The organism is Streptomyces sp. AC558_RSS880 (assembly GCF_019049255.1).
Taxonomy (GTDB): domain Bacteria; phylum Actinomycetota; class Actinomycetes; order Streptomycetales; family Streptomycetaceae; genus Streptomyces.
In genome coordinates this window covers 270,526-292,270 of sequence record NZ_JAGMUJ010000029.1, presented here as the reverse complement: position 1 = coordinate 292,270, position 21,745 = coordinate 270,526, and the positions used below count along the sequence as shown (strand labels likewise).

Genomic DNA, 21,745 nt, shown 5'->3' with positions numbered 1-21,745 from the left:
TCTTGACCTCTAGGAACCGAGACATCTCATGAGCCCCACGTACACAGCCGGCTCGCTGGTCGCCGCCCGTGGCCGGGAATGGGTGGTGCTGCCCGAGAGCGCCCCCGACATGCTGGTGCTGCGCCCGCTGGGCGGGAGCGAGGACGACATCGCGGCCGTCTTCCCCACGTTCGAGGAGGTGCGTCCGGCCGAGTTCGCCGCGCCGAGCCCGGCCGACCTGGGCGACCAGCGCGCCGCCGGTCTGCTGCGCACGGCGCTGCGCATCGGGTTCCGGTCGGGCGCGGGCCCGTTCCGCTCGCTGGCGTCGATCGCCGTCGAGCCCCGCGCCTACCAGCTGGTGCCGCTGCTGATGGCGCTGCGGCAGCGCACGGTACGGCTGCTGATCTCGGACGACGTCGGCATCGGCAAGACGGTCGAGGCGGGCCTGATCGCCAAGGAACTGCTGGCGCAGGGCGAGGCGACCCGGCTGGCGGTGCTGTGCTCCCCGGCGCTGGCCGAGCAGTGGCAGGGCGAGCTGCGGGAGAAGTTCGGCATCGACGCCGAACTGGTGCTGGCGTCCACGGTGTCGCGCCTGGAGCGCGACCTCGAGCTGGGCCAGTCCCTGTTCGACAGGCACCCGTTCACGGTCGTCTCGACCGACTTCATCAAGTCGACCCGCCACCGCGAGGACTTCGTACGGCACTGCCCCGACCTGGTGATCGTCGACGAGGCGCACACCTGCGTGGCCGCCGACGACGCCGCGCGGGGCGGCGCGTCGTCCGCGACGAACCAGCTCCGCCACGAGCTGCTGCGGAAGGTGTCCGCCGACGCCGACCGCCACCTGCTGCTGCTGACGGCGACCCCGCACTCCGGCAAGGAGTCCGCGTTCCGCAACCTGCTCGGCCTGGTGCGACCCGAACTGGCGACGCTGGACCTGGAGACGGCGGCGGGGCGGGCGAAGCTCGCCGAGCACTTCGTGGCGCGCAAGCGCGCCGACGTCCGCGACTACCTCACCAAGGAGGACGGTCTCGCCGACGACTCGCTGGCCGAGCGGACCGCGTTCCCGTCCGACCGCTGGACGAAGGACGAGCCGTACAGGCTGACCCCCGCCTACCGGGCCCTGCTGGACGACGCCATCGCCTACGCCCGCGACCGCGTCGAGGCGGCCGGGGAGCAGGGCCGGCGGGAGGCCAGGATCGCCTGGTGGTCGGTGATCGCGCTGCTGCGCTCCATGGTGTCCTCCCCGGCCGCCGCCGCGCAGACCCTGAGGACCCGCTCCGAGTCCGCCACCGCCCGCACCGCGCAGGAGGCGGACGTGCTGGGCGCCCCGGTGGCCGCCGACTCCGCCGACGACGACCGCCTGGAGGGCATGGACGTCGCGCCCGGCGCCGCCGAGTCGGAGGACGCGGGCGCACGGCTGCTCGAACTCGCCGAGCGGGCGGGTCAGTTGACCGGCCCGGCGGAGGACGCGAAGCTGAAGGCGCTGATCCGGCACCTGAAGGGCCTGATCGCCGACGGCTACCACCCGATCGTCTTCTGCCGCTACATCCCCACCGCCGACTACCTCGCCGAGCAACTGGACGGCAGGCTCGGCAGGAAGACGAAGATCGCCGCCGTGACCGGCACCCTCTCCCCGCAGCAGCGCCTGGAGCGGATCGAGCAGCTCGCCGCCGAGGCCGCCGAGGCGGGCGACGACCCGGCCGTGCGCCGCGTGCTGATCGCCACCGACTGCCTGTCCGAGGGCGTCAACCTCCAGCACCACTTCGACGCCGTCGTCCACTACGACCTGGCCTGGAACCCCACCCGCCACGACCAGCGCGAGGGCCGCGTCGACCGCTACGGCCAGAAACGCGACCAGGTCCGCGTCATCACGATGTACGGCGAGGACAACGGCATCGACGGCAAGGTCCTGGACGTGCTGTTCCGCAAGCACCGCCAGATCAAGAAGGACCTCGGCATCTCCGTCTCCGTGCCCGACGAGACCGCGTCCGGCGTCACGGACGCCGTGGTGGAGTGGCTGCTGCTGCACGGACGGCAGGGCAGCCAGGAGAGCCTGTTCGAAATGGGCGGCCACCAGGAGTCCTTCGACCGCGTCGAGCGGGAGTGGAGCTCGGCCGCCGAGCGGGAGAGGACGTCCCGTTCCAAGTACGCGCAGCGCGCCGTCCACCCGGAGGAGGTGGCCCGCGAGGTCGCCGCCGTACGGGCCGCGCTCGGCGGCGCGGAGGAGGTGCGCGAGTTCGCCCTTGAGGCGCTGCGGGACCTGGACGCGCTGGTCCGAGACCCGCGTGACGGCAGCGGCGACTTCACCGCGCAGGTCGGCGGCACCCCGGCGGGGTTGCGTGACGCGCTCGCGGCCACGCTGGGCAACCGGCTGGTCGAGGAGGACCGCGAGATCCCGTTCCGGACGACGCCGGCGATCGGGCGCGGCGAGGCCGCCCTGGTGCGCACCGATCCGGCGATCGGGGCCGTCGCCTCGTACGTCCTGGACTCGGCGCTCGACGCGAAGGCTCCCGGGCCCCGCCCGGCCCGCCGCTGCGGTGTGGTGACGACGGACGCGGTCACCGTCCGCACCACGCTGCTCCTGGTCCGCTACCGCTTCCACCTCACCCTGCCGTCCCGCACCGGCGAGCGGCAGCTCGTCGCCGAGGACGCCCGCCTGCTCGCCTACGAGGGCCTGCCGCAGCGCGCCCGCTGGCTGGACGACGACGCGGCCGCCGCGCTCCTCGGCGCCCGCGCCACCGCCAACACCCACGAGCTGGCCGCCCGCAACGCCCTCACCCGCGCCCTTGAGGGCCTGCCCGGCCTCGCCGGGCACCTCACCGAGTACGGCACCCGTCTGGCCGCCGAACTCGACGCCTCGCACCGCCGCGTGCGCAAGGCCAACGAGGAGATCGTCCGCGGCCTGAAGGTCGTCCCGCAGGAGCCCGCCGACGTCCTCGGCGTGTACGTGTACGTGCCGCCGCAGCCCGCCGCGCCCGCCCCCGCCGTCCCCGGAGCCGAAGCCTGATGCCCGCCGCCGCCACCCGCACCGCCCTGGCCTTCACCGCCGTCACCACGGTCGGCGGACTCCTCCCCGCCGACATGCTGCTGCGCATCGCCGAGGCGCGGAACCTGCCGGGCACCAAGCCCGCCGACTACGGCCTGCCCGCCTCCGTGCCCGTACGGGACGAGGCCGAGCGTGCCTGGGAGTACCTCAAACCGCTCTGGCGCGACCTGCGCGCCGCCCTGCCCTCGGACCCGGTCACGGGCGTGCCCTCCGCCGACCCGACCGGCCGGGCCGGCACCGACTGGCTCGCCCAGCTCTTCCGCAAGCTGGACTTCGGGGCGCTGACGGAGGTCGGGGCGGCGGGCGTCCCGGCCGACTCGGACCCGGAGAAGCGGTTCCCGGTGTCGCACCGGCACGGGCCGGCCCTGCTCCACCTCGTCGCGTGGAACCAGGAGTTGGACAGGCGTCCGGCGGCCGGGCAGGTTCCGGCGCAGTCGATGCTCCAGGACTGCCTGAACCGTACCGAGGCCCATCTGTGGGCGGTGCTCACCAACGGGCGCCGGCTGCGTCTGCTGCGGGACTCGTCGTCCTTCGCGACGGCGGCCTACGTCGAGTTCGACCTCGAGGCCATCTTCGACGGCGAGCTGTTCAGCGAGTTCGTGCTGCTGTACTGCGTGCTGCACGCGTCCCGGTTCGAGGTGCCGGAGGGGACGGCTCCTTCGGGGTGTTGGCTGGAGAAGTGGCGGGCGGAGGCCGTCACGTCGGGGGCGCGGGCGCTGGACCAGCTGCGGCTGGGCGTGCAGAACGCGCTGACCGTGCTCGGGACCGGGTTCCTGCGGCATCCGGAGAACGTCCGGCTGCGCGAGGACACCGACCCGAAGGCCCTCCGGGACGCCCTGCTGCGGCTCGTCTACCGCCTGCTGTTCGTCTTCGTCGCCGAGGACCGGGACGCCCTGCTCGACCCGAAGGCCGGCGAGCGGCAACGGGAGGCGTACGAGCGGTACTTCTCGTCCGCGCGGCTGCGGGAGCGGGCCCGGCGGCGGCAGGGGACGGCCCACGGCGATCAGTACGAGGCGCTGCGGATCGTCCTTGACGCGCTCGGTACGGAGGGGGGCCGTCCCGAGCTCGGTCTGCCCGGTCTCGGCGGTCTGTTCTCCCCTACGAGGACCGACGCGCCGCTGGACGGGCTGAAGCTGTCCAACGAGTCGCTGCTCGCTGCCGTACGGCATCTCGCGCAGGTACGTGATCCGGGCGCCCGGCGGTGGCGTGCGGTCGACTACCGGCACCTGGACGCGGAGGAACTGGGCTCGGTCTACGAGTCGCTGCTGGAGCTGGAGCCGAAGCACTCCGCCACGGACCGGTCCTTCGAGCTGATCGAGGCCGCGGGCAACAGCCGGAAGACGACCGGGAGTTACTACACCCCGTCCTCGCTCATCGAGTGCCTGCTGGACACGACGCTCGACCCGGTGATCGACGACGCCGTCAAGCGGGGTGAGCGGCGCGCCACGGCGGCGGGTCGTCCCGACCCGACCGACGACATCGTCGAGGAACTGCTGTCCCTGACGGTGTGCGATCCGGCTTGTGGTTCCGGGCACTTCCTCGTCGCCTCGGCTCGGCGCATCGCCAAGCGGGTGGCGTCGGTGCGTGAGCACAACCCGGAGCCGACGGTCGACGCCGTGCGCCGCGCCCTGCACGAGGTCGTCGCGCGCTGCGTCTACGGCGTGGACCTCAACCCGATGGCCGTGGAGCTGGCGAAGGTGTCGCTGTGGCTGGAGGCTCTGGAGCCGGGCAAGGCACTCGGCTTCCTCGACGCCCACGTCAAGCACGGCAACGGCCTGTTCGGCGCCACGCCGAAGCTGCTGGCGGAGGGCGTCCCGGACGACGCGTTCAAACCGATCGAGGGCGACGACAAGAAGTACGCGGCCCGACTCGTCAAGCGGAACAAGGCCCAGCGCGGCGGCCAGGACGAGCTGGTCTTCGACACGGAGACACCGCCCGACAACGAACGGTACGCCGCGGAGCTCTCCCGTATCACCGGGGCTCGCTCCGACCTCCTGGAGCACGTACGGGCGCAGGAGTCCGCCTACCGCGCCTATACGGAGTCGGCCGCCTACGTCCAGGATCTGCACGCCGCTGACGCCTGGTGCGCCGCGTTCGTCTGGCCCAAGCAGGAGGGGGCGCCCGAAGCGCCGACCGACCAGGTGTTCCGCGCGCTGCGCGGCCGCGACCGGTCCGCCGTCCCGGACGCCACCCACGCCGAGATCATGAGCCTGCGCGACCGGTACCGGTTCTTCCACTGGCACCTGGAGTTCCCGGAGGTGTTCACGGTCCCCGAGTCGGGCATCGGCGTCCAACCGGCCACGGGCTGGGCCGGCGGATTCGACGCGGTGGTGGGAAATCCGCCGTGGGAACATCTCGAGCTGAAGGAGCAGGAGTTCTTCGCCGCTCGCTCTCCGGAAGTCGCCAAGGCTTCAGGAGCCCGACGCAAAAACCTCATCCAGCGACTCGCGACGGAGAACCCGGACCTCTACCGCACCTACCAGGACGCCAAGCGGGAGATCGACGGCACGCGACACTTCGCGAGCGCTTCCGATCTCTATCCCCTGTGCGGCCGGGGACGCATCAAGACGGACACGATCTTCGCGGAACAGGACCGCCGCCTGGGCGCACCCCACGGCCGGGTCGGGCTGGTCGTTCCCGTCGGGATCGCGACGGACGCGACGACACAGTTCTTCTTCAGGGATCTGGTGTCGAAGGGCCAACTGGCCGCGCTCTACGGTTTCGAGAACGAGGAGAAGCTTTTCCCCGGCGTCGACCACAGAGTGAACTTCGCCGTGTTCTGCATGGCGGGATCCGGTTCACCCGACACCCCGATCCCCATCGCTTTCCGTGTCCGCCAAGTCGCCCAGATCACCGAGCGCTGCTACACCCTCACCGGCCACGACATCCACCTCTTGAACCCCAACACGGCGACCTGCCCGATCTTCCGCTCACGCAGGGACGCGGAGATCACTCTCGGCATCTACCGTCGCATTCCCGTCCTCGTGGACGAGACGAAGGGGGAAGACGGGAACCCCTGGGGCATGAGTTTCATGCAAGGCCTCTTCAACATGACCAGCGATTCGCACCTCTTCCGTCCCTCCCCTCAGGACGGCGAGACCTTCGACGACCTCCTCAAGGACGGCTGGCGTCTGGACGGAAACGTCCTGGTGCGCGGCGAGGAGCGTCTGCTGCCGCTCTACGAGTCCAAAATGCTTCACCATTACGACCACCGCTTCTCCACCTACGAGGGGGCGACGGAGAAGCATCTGGCGGTGGGCGCTCTGCCCCGCTTCACCGTCGAGCAGCACCAGAACCCCTCCGCCGTTCCGATGCCCCGCTATTGGGTTCCCGAGAACGACGTCCCCACGGGTAAGCGCGACAAGAACGGTGAGGAGGTCGAACTTCCCGGCGTACGCAGCCTCCTGTCGGCCAAGAACTGGAACCGTGACTGGCTGATGGGATTCCGCAAGATCTGCCACGGCACTTCCATCCGCACCGCCATCACCTTCGCCTTCCCCAGGTTCGGGCTCGGCGACTCCGGAAACATCCTGCTGCCGAGCGGAGCGGATCAGCCCTGGCTCTTCTACGGCAACTCGACCGCACTGGTGCTGGACTACGTCCTCCGGCAGAAGCTGGGCGGAAGCAACCTCAACTTTTTCCAGTTCGAACAACTCCCGTTCCTGAACCCGGACCAGCTGTCCCGCCACGCGGGCATGATCACCCCTCGCCTGCTCGAGCTGACGTACACCGCCTCCGACATGACCCCCCTCGCCCGCGACATCGGCGACACCGGCGCGCCCTTCCGCTGGGACGAGGACCGTCGGTCCGTCATGCGCGCCGAACTGGACGCCCTCTTCTTCCACCTCTACGAAATCAACCGCGAGGACACCGCATACATCCTGGACACCTTCAACGTCGTCCGCGACAACGACATGAAGGAGCACGGCACCTACCGCACCAAAGAACTGGTCCTCGCCGAATACGACCGCATGGCCGCCGCCGGTCTCACCCTGGAGACCCCGCTCACCGAGGGCGAGTCCGGCACCTACCGCTCCACCCTCACCCCGCCCCCCGGCCAGGGCCCCCGTCACGACTGACCCGCCCCTGGGGTGGCCCCGCCCGGTGGCCACCCCAGGGCGTGTCCCACCGCTCGACCAAGGAACAACGCACGTGGTACGTCGAAGCCAGAGCAGCAATCCCCGTTCGGTCGTCGTCCTGACCTCGGGTACGGACTGGGGCACCCGGGCCGCCGGGCAGCGGCGGAGCAGCGGGGCCGAGTCCCCCATGCCCAAGCGGCAGCCCGCGAAGATCAAGGCCTTGCAGCAGACCATCAGGGTGGCCCGCCTGGCCATCAACACCAAGCACTGGAACGAGGCGCGTTACGCGCTCAGCCGGGCCCGCGCCCTCACCAACGCCCTCCCCACCAACGTGGCCCTTCAAGAACGCGAGCAACTCTCGGCACTCCGGAAGAAGTACGCGGCGCGCAACACGCCGGCCGCGAAGAACGCCAAGCAGGCGAAGGCGGCCCCGGCCAAGCCCACGGGCGGCAAGAAGCCCGCCCCGAAGAAGTCCACGGCGAAGAGCGCCGCCCAGCAGCCGAAGTCCGCGCCTGTGCGCGACCTCGGTGACCGTTTCATCAACCGCGCGGCCCTCGGCTACGGCCCCACGGGCGAGACCAAGGGCTCCCGAACGCGGTGAGGGCGTGCCGCCCGCCCCTCCGGCGGACGGCACGCCCTCACATCGCTCAGCTCTCCGACGCGAACCGCACGAACTGTCCCCAGCCCTCACGGCCGACGGCGAAGGCCGGGCGGGTCACGTCCTTGGAGTCCCGTACGTGGATGGCCTGCTCGGTGACGGCGACCTCCACACAACGGACAATCAGACGTACCGTCCACTCTTCGTGTCCGCACGCTGACTCAGCGCACGGAGTGCCATGCTCGTCCCCACCCCGTCCGACCGACACTCCGAGGTCACGGAGAGCGAGGAAAAACCGTCCGTGTCCGCCGGTCACCTGCGGAAACACCCGGGCGGCCATCGCCCCTCCCGTGAACTCCCGCCCTGCACGGGCGGCGGCGGCCGGTCCTGGCCGCGTTCAGACGAGCTGGAAGAGGTGCAGCGATGCAGAACGGAACCACCCTGTACGCACTCGACATCAGCGGGGCCTCGTTCACGAAGGCGTGCGACGGCCCCCGCACCCCGATCCGCCCCCGGCCGGAGGCAGGCCGGAACTGATCGACCGCTACCGCCAGGTGGCCGCGGAGTTCCGGACGTCGGACCTCCCGCCCCTGGAGACGGCGTACTGGCTCGTCAAGCCCCGCTCACTGGTCCGGGGCACCTGGGACGAGGCGAAGGAGGCGGCGGCCTGGCTCGGCGAGCGGCTGGCCGAGTACGCCCCCGGTTCGCGTCGGAGGGCGACCGGGACACCGCACGCCTGGCCCGGCTGGTGGACGCCGCCACCGAACGACTGCGCTCGGGCGCCGACGTGTCGTACGGCCACTACCTCGAACGCCCCTCGTACCTCACCCTGGCCGTGGTCACGTGCTCCCCCAACCGCGCGGTCCCCGAACTGACCTGTCCGTGCGCATAGTCGACGGGACGGGTGCGCCGTCCAGGAAGGACAGGTACGTCCACGGAGACAAGATGATTCCGGAGAAGCTCAACGACGGGTACAGCCCCCTCGCCCCGTAGACCAGTTGGGAAGGACCGGCCACGATGAGGACACTGATCAAGCTGACCAGGGCCGGTGAGGCGTTCCGGGGACGGCTCACGGCGACGCAGACGGACCTGATGTGCGAGGCGTTGAGCACGCTCGACGGCTGGGCCTCCACGGACGAGGCCCTGGTCGTCCAGCTCGGCGCGGACCGCGAAGAGGTCCGCCGGCTGTACGACAGACTCCAGGGTGACCACAAAACCCCCCGGGAGTTCACCCTGACCTCCCGCGAGTTGCACGTCATCCATGCGGCGCTCACGGCCATCGCCCCAATGTTCCTGACGAGCGGAGGATTCTCGGAGGAAGGGTTCTACACCAGGACCGGCTTCTTCCGGGAGAACTTCGACGCCATGGCGTCGAACATCGTCAGCGCCGTGTCCAAGGCCACGGCCTCGTAGGTGACCCGGCCGTCCCACCCGGCGGCACGCCGTGGAGTCACCGCTTGACCGGCACGGGAAACGTCACCCCGGTGAGCTCCTCGGAGACGGTCCACAGGCGCTGCTGAACGGCCTGGTCATGGGAGTCGGGGCTGGAAGTGACCAGCTTGGGGTAGCCCCGGGTCTCGCTCCGGTTGCCGGGGCCGTAGTACTGCCCGCCGACGACCGCGGGATCGGTGGCGGCGCGCAGAGTGGGCAGGGCGCCCATCTCCGCCTTCTGGGTGAGCAGCGGCGCGAGCCAGGTGACAGGCGCGCGGAGCGGGGCGGGCATGTTGCGGGCGAGCTCGGTGTTGGACACACCGGGGTGGGCGGCCACCGCGATCGTGGTGCCGTGCGGTGCGAGCCGACGCTGCAGTTCGTACGTGAACATCAGGTTGGCGAGTTTGGCCTGGCCGTAGGCGGCGACGCGGCTGTAGGAACGCTCCCACTGCAGATCGTCGAAGTGGATGGCGGCCCGGATGCGGTGACCGGTGCTGCTGACCGTCACGACGCGGGAGCCGGGGACGGGCAGCAGCCGGTCCAGCAGCAGGCCGGTCAGGGCGAAGTGGCCGAGGTGGTTGGTGCCGAACTGCAGCTCGAAGCCGTCGGCGGTGGTCTGCCGCGGGGTGTGCATCACACCCGCGTTGTTGATCAGAAGGTCGATACGCGGGTGGACCGCGCGCAGGTCGGCCGCCGCGGACCGGATCGACTCCAAGGAGGTCAGGTCGAGGGCCTGGACGGTGACGTCGCCGGCGATGCGGGCGGCTGCCTGCTTGCCCTTCTCGACGTTGCGGACGGCCAGGACCACCGCCGCCCCGCGCGCGGCGAGCATCCGGGCGGTCTCGAAGCCCAGCCCGGTGTTGGCGCCGGTCACGACCGCCACCCGGCCGCGCTGATCGGGGATGTGCTGCTCGGTCCAGTCACTACTCATGACACTCTCCTAAAGAACCACCGGTCTGTTACAAGGGCCAACATAAAAGACCGCCGGTCCCTTGTCAAGGAACCGGCGGTCTTTAAGCTAGGCTGAGGGCGTGACATTCCAGCGGGCGCGAAGCGAGGAGCAGCGGGAGATCCGCCGTCGGGCGATCCTGGACACGGCGGCGGCGATGCTCGAAGAGATGCCCGTGGCCGACGTGAGCCTCAACGAGCTCAGCAGGCGGGTGGGCCTGGCCAAGTCGAACGTCCTGCGGTACTTCGAGTCACGCGAGGCGGTGCTGCTCGAACTGCTGGACGCCTTCCTGGAAAGGTGGCTCGTCGAGCTGGCGGAGGAACTGGCCGCGGACATCGAGGCGGATGCCGCGCCGGAAGTGCGGGCGGGCCGGCTGGCCGACACCCTCAGCCGTTCGCTGGCGAGCCGGGTGGTGCTGTGCGACCTCTTCGGCGCGCAGGGCGGCGTCCTCGAGCACAACGTCTCCGTCGAGGTGGTCAAGCGGCACAAGCGTTCCTCCCTCACGCGGCTCGCGGACATGGTCGAGCTCGTGCGCCGCCACGTGCCCGAGCTCGGCGACGACGCGCAACTGTTCTGCCTGATGAGCCTCGTCTCGGCGGGCGCCCTGTCGTCCTACGTCCCGCCGCCGCCCAGCCTCCTCGCCGCCTACGCGGAGGAGCCCGCCCTCGGCGTGCTCCACATGGAGCTGCGTGACGCTCTGCGGGTCTCCTTCACCTCGATGCTCCTGGGCATACTGCCGCGCGCCTGAACATCTCCATGACCGGCGCTTCCGTGCCTGCCCGCCTCCGGAGCCGACAGTTCATTGGATCAGGTCGGTGTGCGGGTGCTCGGGGGAGGCCGGGCAGACGTAGAGCTGCATGTTGTCGGTGCTGCCCACTTCCACCCTCGTCGGCTGCGCGGGGGACAGGCCGGCGGGGCGACCGGCGGCGTAGGCGGCCCGGTCCTCGTACGGCACCCAGCCGTGCGTACTACTGTCCCATTCGAAGGAGGCGATGGTCAGCAGCGGGACCATCTGGGCGTCGCAGACGGTGCAGTACCGGCGGTACGGGTCGGTGCGGCCCCACGGCGGCCAGCCACCGACCTTCCAGCCGGGAGCGTCGGCCAGGTTGCCGTCGTAGAACTCCACCGGATACTCCGCGTACGAGCTGTCCACGTCCGCACCGGCTGCCTGCCATCTGCTCCAGTGCCCCACCACCTGCCTCGACTCCGGGCTCAGATCGAAGCTGTTGGGATACTCGGTGATCGCTTCCGGTGCCAGCAGACACGGCTCCGGCACGTAGCCCGAGTAGTTGGCCTCATACGGTTCCGGTGGCGTGGCGAGGACATCGACGACCGAGGCGGCGGACCGCCAGAACACCGCGGTCGCGGGCTTCCAATCCGGCTCGTGGTCATAGGGACACCAGAGGACCTGGAGCAGATCGGCCTCTCCGGGCGGCTGCAGCAGGGGCACGTCGCGCAGATACAGCTGGGCCACGGGCAACAGGGGGACCGGGCACTCCGCGGGCCAGGGAGGGCCGGCGTCGAGTCGCTCCGCGAGCCTCTCGGCCTTCTGTCGCAGGGCCGCCTCCTCCTCGGGCGTGAACGAGGGACCATAGGGGTCCTCATACCGCTGGGCCCGACTGTGCCTTCCGAGCCGCACTTCTGCCGGCGACTCGCGGAACCCACTGTCACCGTGCAGGTGCGAGTCCTCGCAGTGCGGCCAGGGTTCCTCGGCCGGCCACAGCAGCGGGCCCCCGACCGAGCTGTCCCCGACCGAAGGCGATCCCGGGCGGGGATGCAGCCGGATCGCAGGACGCGCCAGCGGAGCCAACTCGGGAAAAACCGCGGTCACCTCGACAGGCCGAGGCGGAGTAGTCCGTACGAAAACCATGCCGGTGATCCTGCCACCAGCCACCGACAGTCCCCCGCCACCTCGATCGGCGTCCACGCTCAGCCGGCCGCGACGCCCGCCCGCCCAGCCGCGGTAACAGCGTGGACGGCGGGTCAGCCGACGCGCCGCGGTGCCGCGAAGGCTTCCCACCGACCGCCGAACCACTCGACCGACCCGGCCGCGGGCGTGCTCCGGGACATCGGGAACCCTCCGCCGTCTTCCCGCGTTCCTCACACAACGTCGCGGGAATCCGGCGTACCGCCCGCCTCCCCCGTCCGTACGCCTACTCTCCGTACGGGGCGCGGCACTCGCCCCCGCCCGCACCCGACCGCCACTCTGACGCCATGAACCACGCGACACCCCAAGTGGGCGCCCCCGTCAGCACCTTCACCCAGCTGCTGTCGTCCACGCGGCGCGGCGCCCGGCTCCTCGCGGTGACCGAGCTGCGCTCCCGGGGCGCTTCGCAGGAGCTCACGGAGCGTGCCGAACTCGTCGTCGCGGAGCTCGCCGCCAACGCCGTACTCCACGGCCGCGTGCCCGGCCGCTGCTTCCGGCTCACCCTCGTCCTCGACTCGGCCGCCGGCCGCCTCCGCGTCGGGGTCAGCGACGCCCGCGGGGACCTCCACCCGCTCCCCCGCCCCACGGACACCGCACCCGACCCCCTCCCCACCGGCGGACGCGGCCTCACCCTGATCACCGCCCTCGCCGACCACTGGAACTGCGTCCCCTACCCGCCCAGCGGCAAGACGGTCCGGGCGGTGCTGACGACACCGGCCGGCGCGTGACCGCGTCGCCCGAGGAGAGCCGAACCCCCCGCGCCTACGCTGCTGCGGCCAGCGCGGGGAACACGACCACCGAGCCGTCCTTGTCGCGGGCGATCTCGATCGCCACATCCGTCGGGCGGCCGCCCACCGCGACACCGTCGCCCAGCCCACGGATCTGGTACGCCACGCGCAGGAGCCGGTCGACCTCACCGTTCGTCAGGACGGGGAGCTTGCTGTTCGGGCGCGCCAGCACCAGCGCCGACAGGCGCATCAGCACACCGGCGATGCCCGACTCCAGCTCGTCGAGGCGCTGCTCGTCATCCCGCAGCGCGCGAGTGAAGTTCTCGAACAGGTTCTCGGGCTCGCTCTGGGCCTGCTCGACCGCCTGGAGGACGTTGACACGCCGCTTCAACGCGATGGCCAGGGCGGCCAGTTCGAGATGGGTGCGGAACGTGCCACCCTGTTCGTCCACACCGGGGAACGACTCGGTCAGCGTGCCGATCTCGACGGGCTCGCCGTCGGGAAGCCTGTCGAGCGCGCTCGTCCACCGGGCCAGGCGGATGTCGGCCTTGCCCAGTGCGGTGTCGATGGCGTGCACCGCCGAGTCGAGTCCCAGCGAGACACCGAGCCTGCCCTGGTCGAGCAGGATGGCCGTGGCCTTGTCGATGGCGGGACGGCAGCCGTTGAGCGCGCTGTGCTCGTCGTCGAGCTTGTCCGCCTGAAGCTGCTCCAGCAGTTCCGTGATGTGCTCGATGGCCTCCTGCCGCTTGGCGTCGGCGTGCGCGCTCACCCCGACCGCCACGGCCATGAGGACGAGCGGTGCGGCCACGGTGAGCGCCGCACTGCCGGCAGTCGCGACGCCGGCAGTCGCACCAGCTCCGCCGGCTGCGCCCGCTGTTGCCGTTTTACCGACCGGCATGAACGTCGCACCGGCGACGATCTTGCCCGTCGCCGAATCCACGAGGGGGCCGCGGATACCACCGGCCACCGCTTTCGACTGCATCGAACAAACGATGCCCTGACCGAACTGCTTGGCGACCTTCGCCGGAACCACCATGCGGTACAGCCCCTCGCCGGAAGCCGTCGCCTTGGCCGCCGCGGAACCGCGCGCCGACTGTGTGATCAGCTGCGACAGGTGCTGCGCCAGCGGGCTCGCGGCGTCGAGCGAGATGCCCCGGCCGCGGTCGAGCTTGTCCGGCAGCGGATGCAACTCGAGTGTGGCGATCGGCCGGTCGGCCAACGCGGCCAGCACGCCGCGCAGTTCGGTCAGACGCTCAGCCGTCATCGGCCCGTCCCCGGCCACCGCCGGCACCTGGACGTCACCTGTCGCCAGCGTCCACACCGGAACGGTCGTTGCCTTGCGATAGTCGATCATCGTCCCCCCTGGCTCATCCCCACGTCAGCCCACGACTGACGTCCCAGCAAAACCGTATAGCCGAATCGCAGCACCCGGGTGTCACTCGATCCACATCGGGCCGTCCCGGAACCAGGCCGGCTTCCTCGCACACCTGCAACCTCCGTCGCGTCATCACCGCGTCTGCGCCCCGTGCGCCCCCTTCGGCCGACGGGTGACGCACACCGCTTCGCCCCACCCCGTCACGAACGCCGACACCGCGACGCGCTCACCGTCGGTATCGCCAGAGCTGTCGCAGCCGTAGGGCCTCCATGGCCCGATGGGCCTCGAGCTCCGTATCGAGGACGGGCTCTCGGCCGATGCCCAGGCGCACCTGGTGGTAGAGCCGGTGCGGGGCGACGGCGGAACCGTCGACCAGTGTGGACAGGAGGGGCGCGTCGGCCGGTGTGCCGCGGTCCGCCGCCACGAGCAACGCGACTTGGTCGTCGGGGTGCAGGAAGGGAAGTTGCCCACCCGCCCTGCGACGGAGGTCGCCCCAGTTCAAGGGAGTGCCGTCGGCGCGGGCCAGTTCCTCGAGGATGCCGCGGACGGTGAGGGCCAGTTTGTCGATCCTCTCGGCCGACAGGCGGCCGTCCTGCGATGCTTCGGCGGTGCCGCCCGCCTCGGCCGGCGTGTTCCGCGGGGCGGCCACGGGACGGGAGGAGCGCTCGGCGGACACCCGCTCCTCCAGCCTGCGCCGCCACCGTCTGACCAGCCTGGCCTCCTTGACCGGCAGCGGCCGGGCGAACTGCTCGCACTCCTTCCCGATCTCGTCAACCAGTCGCCGCAGGTCCTGGGTGGGCCGGTCCTTGTGGGTCCGGCTCAGTTCATCGAGCAGGCGTTTGATCCTCCTGACATGCGGATCCTCCGTCTCGACCGGTTTCGGTTCGACGGCCTTGACCGTTTTCGGTTCGGAAGAGATCGCCCGGTGCACCGTCCTGGCCGGAATGTCGGTGATCGGGCGGCCGATCAGGCGGTCGAGAAGGTCCAGGACGCGGTCGCCCTCCCCCAACCAGACACGGAGGGCCCGCCTGTGGGAGCGGACTTCCTCGTACCGTCGGAGATGCGCCTCTCCCTGTCCCATCGCCTCCGACAGGCGCTGGACACGCATCCCCTTCGTCCGGGCCCGGGTCCTCGCCGCTTCCTCCAGCTTCTCCCGCATCTCCGCACGTTTCCGGTGTGCCTGACGCAGGTCGCTCTCAGAGGGCGCTTGCACCTTTGCGGCAGGCTGGTTCGTACCGAGCCGTGAAGCGGCCGACACGTGTGTTGGCCGGCTCCCGTACGCCTCGTGCGTCTTCCTGGCCTCGGCCACCGCCCACTGCTGCACAGCGAACTCGGAGGCCGGCTCGGCGGCTCCAAGACGGCTCAGCACCCGGCCCAGATACGGAAGGGGCCTGCCCAAGTGGGTGACGATCAGGACGCTCAGCAGCGGCCGGTCGGGGACCCGCGGCCTGTCCACCTCGACCAGCAGTTCCTGGCGCTTGAGGTCCGGCAGGTCGTAGACCCACCTGCCGAGCCGCCCGGCCAGTTCGCTCCACGTGATCGTGGCGCCCCTCGCCGCGATCTCTTCCAGCACTTTCCTGAGCACGTCGGCCGGCTTCCCCGGTGCGGTCTCCGGCGCCTTGGGCCCGCTGGACACGGGTTCGGCGAGAGGGGTCCGCTCACACGTGCCGGAGGCGCGGGGCGCCGGGACGTGCTTCTCGTCGAGCGCGACACTCGGACGCCACAGACCGGTGCGCTCCGCGTCCAGGCCGTTGAGCTCCACGAGGGCGTCGGCCCGGACCGCCCACGAGGAACCGTGTCCCTCGACGACGTCCGTGACCAACAGTCGGACCGAGCCCGCGAGGCGGTAGACGTACTGGTCCGTGGGGTCCGGCACCGTGTCGGGCAAGGACAGGAAGGCCCGGACGATGCGGCTTCCCGCCGGCTTGACGAAGCCGGGGATCAGGCGCCTGCCGGGCACGTCCAACGGCGACGGGGACAAGGGGGCTGCTTCCGTGTCCACCGCGAACACGAGCTGTCCGCCGGACAGGGGCACACTACCGGGAAACGGCTCACTGCCGGTGCCGTCGTCGCGGACCGCTCCCTCGGCGCGCAGTTCCTCGAGTGCGGGCGTGACGAGGCCGCTTTCGGTCATCCGGCAGTGTTCCAGGGGAGCCCAGGGCGTCTTCTTCCGGTCGGTCAGGGTGCCGATGAACACTCGACGGTCGTTGTCCTCGGTCTCGCACCGCACGAGCAGCGCGTACCCTCGACGCGCCACCATGTCACGTGCGAGCACGTCGTCCCGGCCGAAGACCCACTCGATACGGCCTTCCTTCGCGCCCAGGCTGTCCGCCGCCTTGCGCCAGCTCCGGTAGTCCTCCGGGTGGAGCTCGAACCGGAGGTGCGTCTTCGTGCGATGCAGCCGGAAGTCCACGGCATCGCCGTGGCAATGTCCAAAAGTGCGCAGCTCTCCCTGAACCGCGTGCCCCTGCGTCGCCAGCCAACGAGTGACATGGGCTTTGATGAACAAGTGGTCGGCGCCGTCCGCGCTGTGGGTGGTCCGGTGGCATTCCCCACGGCCTGGATTGGCTTCGTGGGAGAAGTGGCAGACCTTCGTCACGTACCGCTTGGGGCGCAGCGGTTCTCCGCAGCCGCCGAGAAGCGTGCCGCACCAGAAGTCGTCCCTCCCGAACTGGCGGAGGAACTCGTCGAGGTTGTGCGGCTGTTCGGGAAGGATCACCGGCTGGTCCGAGTCGCGGCCCCCGAGGACCGCGGTCTGGATGAGACGGGTGTCGATCTGCCCCAACTCTGGATCCTCCGATGAACATGTGAGACGACCGCCTCGAGAGACAAGGAGATGGAACGAATTTTGACAGGTGTACATCGATCGCACCACATGCCCTGAATGCGGAAGAGCCTGGTCAGGACATGAACCGAGGCATCGGGAAGCCGCTCGCCACGCATCGCTTCCCATACCGAACTCCGGCTGGACGCGCAAGGACCATCCACCGCATCACCAGTACGTTGACATCGCTAACAAGCTTATTTACGGTGGCTGTTGCTACGCAAGGGGCTCAGGGGGGCGGCAGACCGTGCAGGTGGACGACACCAGTGGACCCGGCCCGACCGTCATGGTGCACGACCTGCTGGATGCTGCCGAGCACGCCTTTCTGCACGCCGAGTTCGACCTGGTGCGACCGCTTCTGCAACATGTCCAGCGCACGTTCGGCACTCCTGACGCCGAGGACGCCGCCGCACGGTACGCCGTGCTCCGCGCCGCGCTGGCCGCGCGGGTCGGGAACTGGCCGGAGGCGGTCCGGCGGTGTTCCGACCGTGCGCAGCCGGTCCGCAAGGGCGATCTCGGCATCGGTGCACAGTTCGATCGGCTCGCCCAGCCAGCCCTCGGCGCGGAGCCGGGCGAGGTCGCGCACGTAGGTGGCGGAGCGGCGGGCTTCCTCCGCCACCGCTTCGGTCCAGCGGCCGCAACCGTCGAGCACTTTGCGGAGCAGGTCCAGGCGTCCCACGGTGCCGAAGTTGCACAGGACCGTGTTGTCGGGGAAGAGGCTGACGCGGCTGGACGAATCCAAGGAACCTGTCATGGCTGGAATACCGGATCGCCCTTCTCGTCCTCCGGCAGAGGGCGCGCGGCGCGCGCGGGTTCGACTATGGCTCTCAGGTCGTCGACGGTGCGGTCCAAGTAAGCGGCCAGCGGGCGCAGGGTCGTCTCGCCGGCCTCGTACGCGGCGAGCAGCTCCGCCATGGGAACGAGCGGCGGACGGACCACCGCTGATTCGGCGCGGTGACGGTAGTGGTCGTCGAGCCGCCCCGCCAGGACGTGACAGATCTCGGTGGTGAAGCCACGGAACCGGTCGCGGCGGGCGGTGTCGAGCAGACCGAGCCGATGCAGCCGCGCGGCCAGCGCGCTCGGTGAGACCTTGAGGGTGACGACGAGTTCGCTGAGTTCGGCGTCGGTCGGGGCTTGCGGGTCGGTGACCGTGCGCTCCCAGGCCACCCGTACCTCGGCTTCGGGCATCAGGAAGTGGGCGGCGAAGACGTTGGCCCGCACCTCCGTGTAGTCCTTCTGCCTGCCGGGCTGCGGTGCCGCGTCGGCGCGCAGGTCCTGGGCGTCGCGGGCGAGGAGGTGTCCGACCTCGTGGGCCAGGGTGAAGCGTGCCCGGGTCCACTCCTGGGTGGTCGCGAGCAGGACGATACGGAAGGCGTCGGACTGCCACGTCGCGCCGGACAGGGCTGCCTGTGGTGGGAACTCGACGAGCGCCACATCGATTCCGCAGTGGTCCGCGAGGAGCCGGATGAGGGCCGGGAGATCCATACCCGCGGGGGATCCCGCACCTCGCCGCGCGAGGTGTTCCGTGAGGTCGGCCGCCAGACGTTCTCCCTGGTCGACGTACCGTTCGAGCTCGGGGCGGGGGGCGGGCAGGTTGGGGATCGAACGAGGTCGGCCGAGCAGTTCCAGAACGTCGTAGGCGTTCTGGAAACGGCAGGCGATCGCCTCGATCTCGGCCCACCCGGCCCCTTCGGTCACCGTCCCTGCGGGGCGGGCGGCGGCCCGGGGGCGCACCGGCTCACGTCCGCTCAGCAGGTAGTCCACCGTCGTGTCGGTGGCTTCGGCGATACGGGCGAGATCCAGGGAACTGAAGCGGCGCACACCGCTGAGCGACTTGGAGAGTTTGTCCGGCGACAGTCCGACCCTCTCGGCGAACGCGGCCTGGGTGAAGGAGGCTGCGTCCATAACCTTGCGTACACGGTCGATCACAGTCTCAGTCATTCCCCCACCGTATCGGCGGCTTGCGAAAATCGCAACGCGTCGGCTTGGTCTCAGTCACTGACCTTGCTGCGGGACTGGTACAGCAGGCCCTGGCACTCGGGGTGCCGGCTGATCCAGCCCGCGAAGAAGGGACGGGTGGCCAGCACCCGCAGGTTCGCGGCGCGTGCCTCGTCAAGGGCGGTGCGGGCCAGCGCGGACCCGACTCCCGCCCCCTCGTACTCCGCCTCGACCTCGGTGTGCACGAGCGCGACGAGCTCCGTCGTGCGGATGTATTCCGCGACGCCCGCCACCTTGGACTCTCCATCGACACGGGCCTCGTACCGCTTCGCCTCGGGCGCGTCTCTCACTTCGACCGTCATGCGTCCCCCTCGCGGGTCCGATCCCGCTCGACGCGACAGAATCCCGTCGGCACGGGATCCGGACCCGGGCAGAACCGTGACTGGTCGATCCGTCCGTCTCGGGTCCACATGACGGCAGACCCGCCCAGCACCACGGCCGCACCGTCCGGCCCGGTACCCACCATCTCCCACTCCGTCCAGAATTCCGGGCCTGCGGTGACACAGCGACGGAAGACGGCCGCACCGACCAGCGTGACGGTCATACCGACAGCAGCGGCGATGCCCAAGGGCCGCCAGAAGAGTCCGACAACCAGGCCCACGGTGGCGGCGACCTCGGCCAGCCCGACGAAGAATGGTCACTGGGGGAACAGCGCGGTTGCCGCTCGGCAATGGCGGTGAGGCGGCGCTGGAGCCGACCGTGGAACCCTGGGCGGAAACGCACCGGACGCTCCCGGATCAGACGTGGGTCGTCGTCACCCACTCGTCTTCGCGTTCTTGCAAGATTTCCGTGCAGGGGTGGGCAGGAGTCCGGAAAGCTTCTCAGCCGGCCCGGCCCAAGGTCACGGTGCGGGATCCGGGTGCGAAGTCACCGAAGGACTGTTGCCAGGACTCACCGGGCCAGTAGTACGTCACACGGCCCTCGACGGGCCGGTAGCGGGCTGTGTAGAGCGTGCCCGATCCCTGCTCGTCGACGGATCGATACAGCGGCGGCTTCAGCATCGCCGCCACGTCCGTACCCGCGGCGCGAATGGCGCGCAGCCGCTCCCGCGTCCGCAAGGCCCGCTCCTGCTCGTCGGTCACCGGCAGGTGCTGGTGATTGGCGGCACAGGCATCCGGCGCCACCGTCGGCGACATATCCGGCCCCACGAACACCGTCACCGCCTTCGCGGGATCGACAAGGGTGAGGTTCTGAGGGACGGCGATCGGCAGGGACCGCAGCCTGCCGACCGCCTCGTCGACGGTGTCGCACGTCTCCAGCAGATAGCGCACCACGATGAGAATGGCGAAGCCACGTCCGAAGACGGAACGTCCGCCGAAGGTGACCGAGACCGCGAGACCGGCGTCGTTCATCCCGTCCAGCAAGCCCCACAGCACGTCCTGCATCCCGATCACGGGGCGCAGGAAGCAGGAGGAGACGATGGTGCCCTCGCACTGATCGGGCGGGAAGTCGTAGTTGCGCAGCAGAGTGCCGTTCCTGCCGATCTGGGTGCAGGCCGGGGAGAACGGCCGCAGTGCCGCGTGGGTGAGGAAGGCTTCCGCCTCGGGCCGGTCGAGTTGGACGGCCAGGCGGTCCAGAACCGGGACCAGTTCCGGCATGTGCGCACGGAACAGCGCCCGAACACGGTCCGTGCCCTCCGGAGTCCGGCCCTCCTCGGTCAGCAGGCCCTCCATGTCCTGCCACAGGGTCCGGGCGTGGGCGGCCCACCGCCCGTCGCCGCCGTCGCCGACCTCGATCGCCTGGAAGGTCATGTCCTGTTGCTGCACGGCTGCCACTCCCCCTGTGAGAATCGGACGAGGCGAGGGCAACCTAGCTAATTGTGCGGGTAATTCACCAGGCGGCCGTCATCGGTGGCGGCCAGGCGCTCGATCCGATGAAGCCGCTGAACGCGAGCGTGGCCGATTCCAAGTAGGCGATCATGTCCCGCGTTGAAGGAGCCGGGTGTCAAGAAGGCGTTGGCGAGAGCAATTGTCAATCGCTGTGGTTCGGGTGACGTGATCAGGTTGCGACGGTCTCGTCGCACTCGACCAGCTTGAACACCATGGCGAGGGAGGCGGCCGGGCTGCCGGCCCGCCAAGGCGTCCTCACCCAGTCCGGACGCGGCCTGTACCGGAAGCGGATGCAACGGCCGCTCAGTGGGCCGGGGTCGGCATGGCCGACGGTCGCCACTCTCGCCTGATCAACCCGAACACCCACGAGTCGGACACCTCGCCGTTCACGACGCAGTCTTCCCGCAGTGTCCCTTCCCGCATGAATCCGAGCTTCTCCAGGACCCGGGCGGACGCCACGTTGCGCGTATCGGTCTCAGCCTGCACTCGATTCAGGTCCAGTGTGTCGAATGCCCACTTCAGCACGGCGTGCGCGGCTTCCGTCGCGTAGCCGTGGCCCCACATCGCATCGCCGAGGACGTAGCCCAACGACGCGCTGCGGTAGTCCGGGTTCCATCCGGTCAGACCGCACCAGCCGACGAAGGCCCCGTCAGAAGCACGGTCGATGGCCACCCGCACCCCGGTGCCTTCGTCCTCCATCTTCCGGCACGTCGCGATGAAGCGGTCGGCTCGAGCCCGTTCGTTCCACGGCGGGGAGTCCCAGTAGCGCAGCACGTAGGCGCTGCTGTGCAGTGCGAAGAGGGGATCCACGTCGGTGTCGGTGAAGGGGCGCAGTCGCAGGCGAGCGGTGTGCAGTGTAGGGGTGGCCAAAGTCATGCGCACCATCCTGCGTCCTCATGGGGCGGGCAGAACACCGAATATCCGATCCGGACTCAACGCCCTCCGAGAGATGCGGAGACCGTCGGCGAGACTCTTCAGCGCC

16 protein-coding genes and 2 pseudogenes are annotated in these 21,745 nt (G+C 70.2%); 7 read left to right on the top strand and 11 right to left on the bottom strand.

What is annotated here, in order from left to right; translation table 11 throughout:
* The first annotated feature begins 28 nt into the window (after positions 1-28).
* From KUM38_RS11435 to KUM38_RS11425, 3 genes are all read left to right on the top strand, one after another.
* The gene (locus KUM38_RS11435; protein ID WP_217129199.1) at positions 29-2,986 is read left to right on the top strand and encodes a DEAD/DEAH box helicase; all 2,958 of its coding nucleotides are present in this window, start codon (positions 29-31) and stop codon (positions 2,984-2,986) included.
* Complete coding sequence (locus KUM38_RS11430) at positions 2,986-7,104, top strand: Eco57I restriction-modification methylase domain-containing protein (RefSeq protein WP_217129198.1); 4,119 nt, start codon at positions 2,986-2,988, stop codon at positions 7,102-7,104. The genes KUM38_RS11435 and KUM38_RS11430 overlap by 1 nt, the downstream gene beginning before the upstream one ends.
* Before the next feature lie 73 nt (positions 7,105-7,177).
* The gene (locus tag KUM38_RS11425) at positions 7,178-7,705 is read left to right on the top strand and encodes a hypothetical protein (protein WP_308408945.1); all 528 of its coding nucleotides are present in this window, start codon (positions 7,178-7,180) and stop codon (positions 7,703-7,705) included.
* A 46-nt stretch (positions 7,706-7,751) separates the two neighbouring features.
* Here the strand turns inward: KUM38_RS11425 and KUM38_RS11420 are convergent.
* A pseudogene (locus KUM38_RS11420) lies at positions 7,752-7,877 on the bottom strand (DUF397 domain-containing protein); the annotation flags it as partial.
* A 307-nt stretch (positions 7,878-8,184) separates the two neighbouring features.
* Here KUM38_RS11420 and KUM38_RS11410 point away from each other — a divergent pair.
* Positions 8,185-8,594 (top strand): annotated as a pseudogene (locus KUM38_RS11410) (hypothetical protein).
* 125 nt (positions 8,595-8,719) lie between these two features.
* Complete coding sequence (locus KUM38_RS11405) at positions 8,720-9,115, top strand: hypothetical protein (RefSeq protein WP_217129196.1); 396 nt, start codon at positions 8,720-8,722, stop codon at positions 9,113-9,115.
* A gap of 37 nt (positions 9,116-9,152) precedes the next feature.
* Here KUM38_RS11405 and KUM38_RS11400 read toward each other — a convergent pair whose 3' ends face one another.
* Complete coding sequence (locus KUM38_RS11400) at positions 9,153-10,064, bottom strand: SDR family NAD(P)-dependent oxidoreductase (protein ID WP_217129195.1); 912 nt, start codon at positions 10,062-10,064, stop codon at positions 9,153-9,155.
* 100 nt (positions 10,065-10,164) lie between these two features.
* Between KUM38_RS11400 and KUM38_RS11395 the strand changes: the two genes are divergently transcribed.
* Positions 10,165-10,830: a TetR/AcrR family transcriptional regulator gene (locus tag KUM38_RS11395; RefSeq protein ID WP_217129194.1), complete on the top strand. Its 666-nt coding sequence runs from the start codon at positions 10,165-10,167 to the stop codon at positions 10,828-10,830.
* A gap of 51 nt (positions 10,831-10,881) precedes the next feature.
* On the opposite strand, the gene KUM38_RS11390 is transcribed toward KUM38_RS11395, so the two are convergent.
* Positions 10,882-11,952, bottom strand: coding sequence for a hypothetical protein (locus KUM38_RS11390; protein ID WP_217129193.1), 1,071 nt, complete (start codon positions 11,950-11,952; stop codon positions 10,882-10,884).
* A 344-nt stretch (positions 11,953-12,296) separates the two neighbouring features.
* Between KUM38_RS11390 and KUM38_RS11385 the strand changes: the two genes are divergently transcribed.
* On the top strand, positions 12,297-12,737 hold the full coding sequence (locus tag KUM38_RS11385) for an ATP-binding protein (RefSeq protein WP_217129192.1): 441 nt from the start codon (positions 12,297-12,299) through the stop codon (positions 12,735-12,737).
* Positions 12,738-12,771: 34 nt separating this feature from the next.
* On the opposite strand, the gene KUM38_RS11380 is transcribed toward KUM38_RS11385, so the two are convergent.
* The 8 genes from KUM38_RS11380 to KUM38_RS11345 form a co-directional block, all read right to left on the bottom strand.
* On the bottom strand, positions 12,772-14,091 hold the full coding sequence (locus KUM38_RS11380; RefSeq protein WP_217129191.1) for a hypothetical protein: 1,320 nt from the start codon (positions 14,089-14,091) through the stop codon (positions 12,772-12,774).
* A 247-nt stretch (positions 14,092-14,338) separates the two neighbouring features.
* A complete protein-coding gene (locus KUM38_RS11375; protein ID WP_217129190.1) occupies positions 14,339-16,897 on the bottom strand; it encodes a hypothetical protein in 2,559 nt (852 codons plus the stop codon).
* 268 nt (positions 16,898-17,165) lie between these two features.
* Positions 17,166-17,678 carry a hypothetical protein gene (locus tag KUM38_RS11370; RefSeq protein WP_217129189.1) on the bottom strand — a complete coding sequence of 171 codons (513 nt, stop codon included), beginning with the start codon at positions 17,676-17,678 and terminating at the stop codon, positions 17,166-17,168.
* An 8-nt stretch (positions 17,679-17,686) separates the two neighbouring features.
* Positions 17,687-18,877 carry an ImmA/IrrE family metallo-endopeptidase gene (locus tag KUM38_RS11365; RefSeq protein WP_217129188.1) on the bottom strand — a complete coding sequence of 397 codons (1,191 nt, stop codon included), beginning with the start codon at positions 18,875-18,877 and terminating at the stop codon, positions 17,687-17,689.
* A gap of 50 nt (positions 18,878-18,927) precedes the next feature.
* Positions 18,928-19,236, bottom strand: coding sequence for a GNAT family N-acetyltransferase (locus KUM38_RS11360; RefSeq protein WP_217129187.1), 309 nt, complete (start codon positions 19,234-19,236; stop codon positions 18,928-18,930).
* Positions 19,233-19,556 (bottom strand): DoxX family protein, encoded by a 324-nt coding sequence (locus tag KUM38_RS43560; RefSeq protein WP_217129291.1) that lies wholly within the window; start codon positions 19,554-19,556, stop codon positions 19,233-19,235. The genes KUM38_RS11360 and KUM38_RS43560 overlap by 4 nt, the downstream gene beginning before the upstream one ends.
* A gap of 199 nt (positions 19,557-19,755) precedes the next feature.
* A complete protein-coding gene (locus KUM38_RS11350; protein WP_217129186.1) occupies positions 19,756-20,700 on the bottom strand; it encodes a C45 family peptidase in 945 nt (314 codons plus the stop codon).
* A 366-nt stretch (positions 20,701-21,066) separates the two neighbouring features.
* Positions 21,067-21,639, bottom strand: coding sequence for a GNAT family N-acetyltransferase (locus KUM38_RS11345; protein WP_217129185.1), 573 nt, complete (start codon positions 21,637-21,639; stop codon positions 21,067-21,069).
* Positions 21,640-21,745: the final 106 nt, after the last annotated feature.

Coding starts and splice junctions, on each gene's coding strand:
- KUM38_RS11345 (WP_217129185.1), bottom strand. CDS start 21,639: ATGACTTTGGCCACCCCTACACTGCACACCGCTCGCCTGCGACTGCGC.
- KUM38_RS11390 (WP_217129193.1), bottom strand. CDS start 11,952: ATGGTTTTCGTACGGACTACTCCGCCTCGGCCTGTCGAGGTGACCGCG.
- KUM38_RS11360 (WP_217129187.1), bottom strand. CDS start 19,236: ATGACGGTCGAAGTGAGAGACGCGCCCGAGGCGAAGCGGTACGAGGCC.
- KUM38_RS11435 (WP_217129199.1), top strand. CDS start 29: ATGAGCCCCACGTACACAGCCGGCTCGCTGGTCGCCGCCCGTGGCCGG.
- KUM38_RS11405 (WP_217129196.1), top strand. CDS start 8,720: ATGAGGACACTGATCAAGCTGACCAGGGCCGGTGAGGCGTTCCGGGGA.
- KUM38_RS11365 (WP_217129188.1), bottom strand. CDS start 18,877: ATGACTGAGACTGTGATCGACCGTGTACGCAAGGTTATGGACGCAGCC.
- KUM38_RS11430 (WP_217129198.1), top strand. CDS start 2,986: ATGCCCGCCGCCGCCACCCGCACCGCCCTGGCCTTCACCGCCGTCACC.
- KUM38_RS11385 (WP_217129192.1), top strand. CDS start 12,297: ATGAACCACGCGACACCCCAAGTGGGCGCCCCCGTCAGCACCTTCACC.
- KUM38_RS11400 (WP_217129195.1), bottom strand. CDS start 10,064: ATGAGTAGTGACTGGACCGAGCAGCACATCCCCGATCAGCGCGGCCGG.
- KUM38_RS11380 (WP_217129191.1), bottom strand. CDS start 14,091: ATGATCGACTATCGCAAGGCAACGACCGTTCCGGTGTGGACGCTGGCG.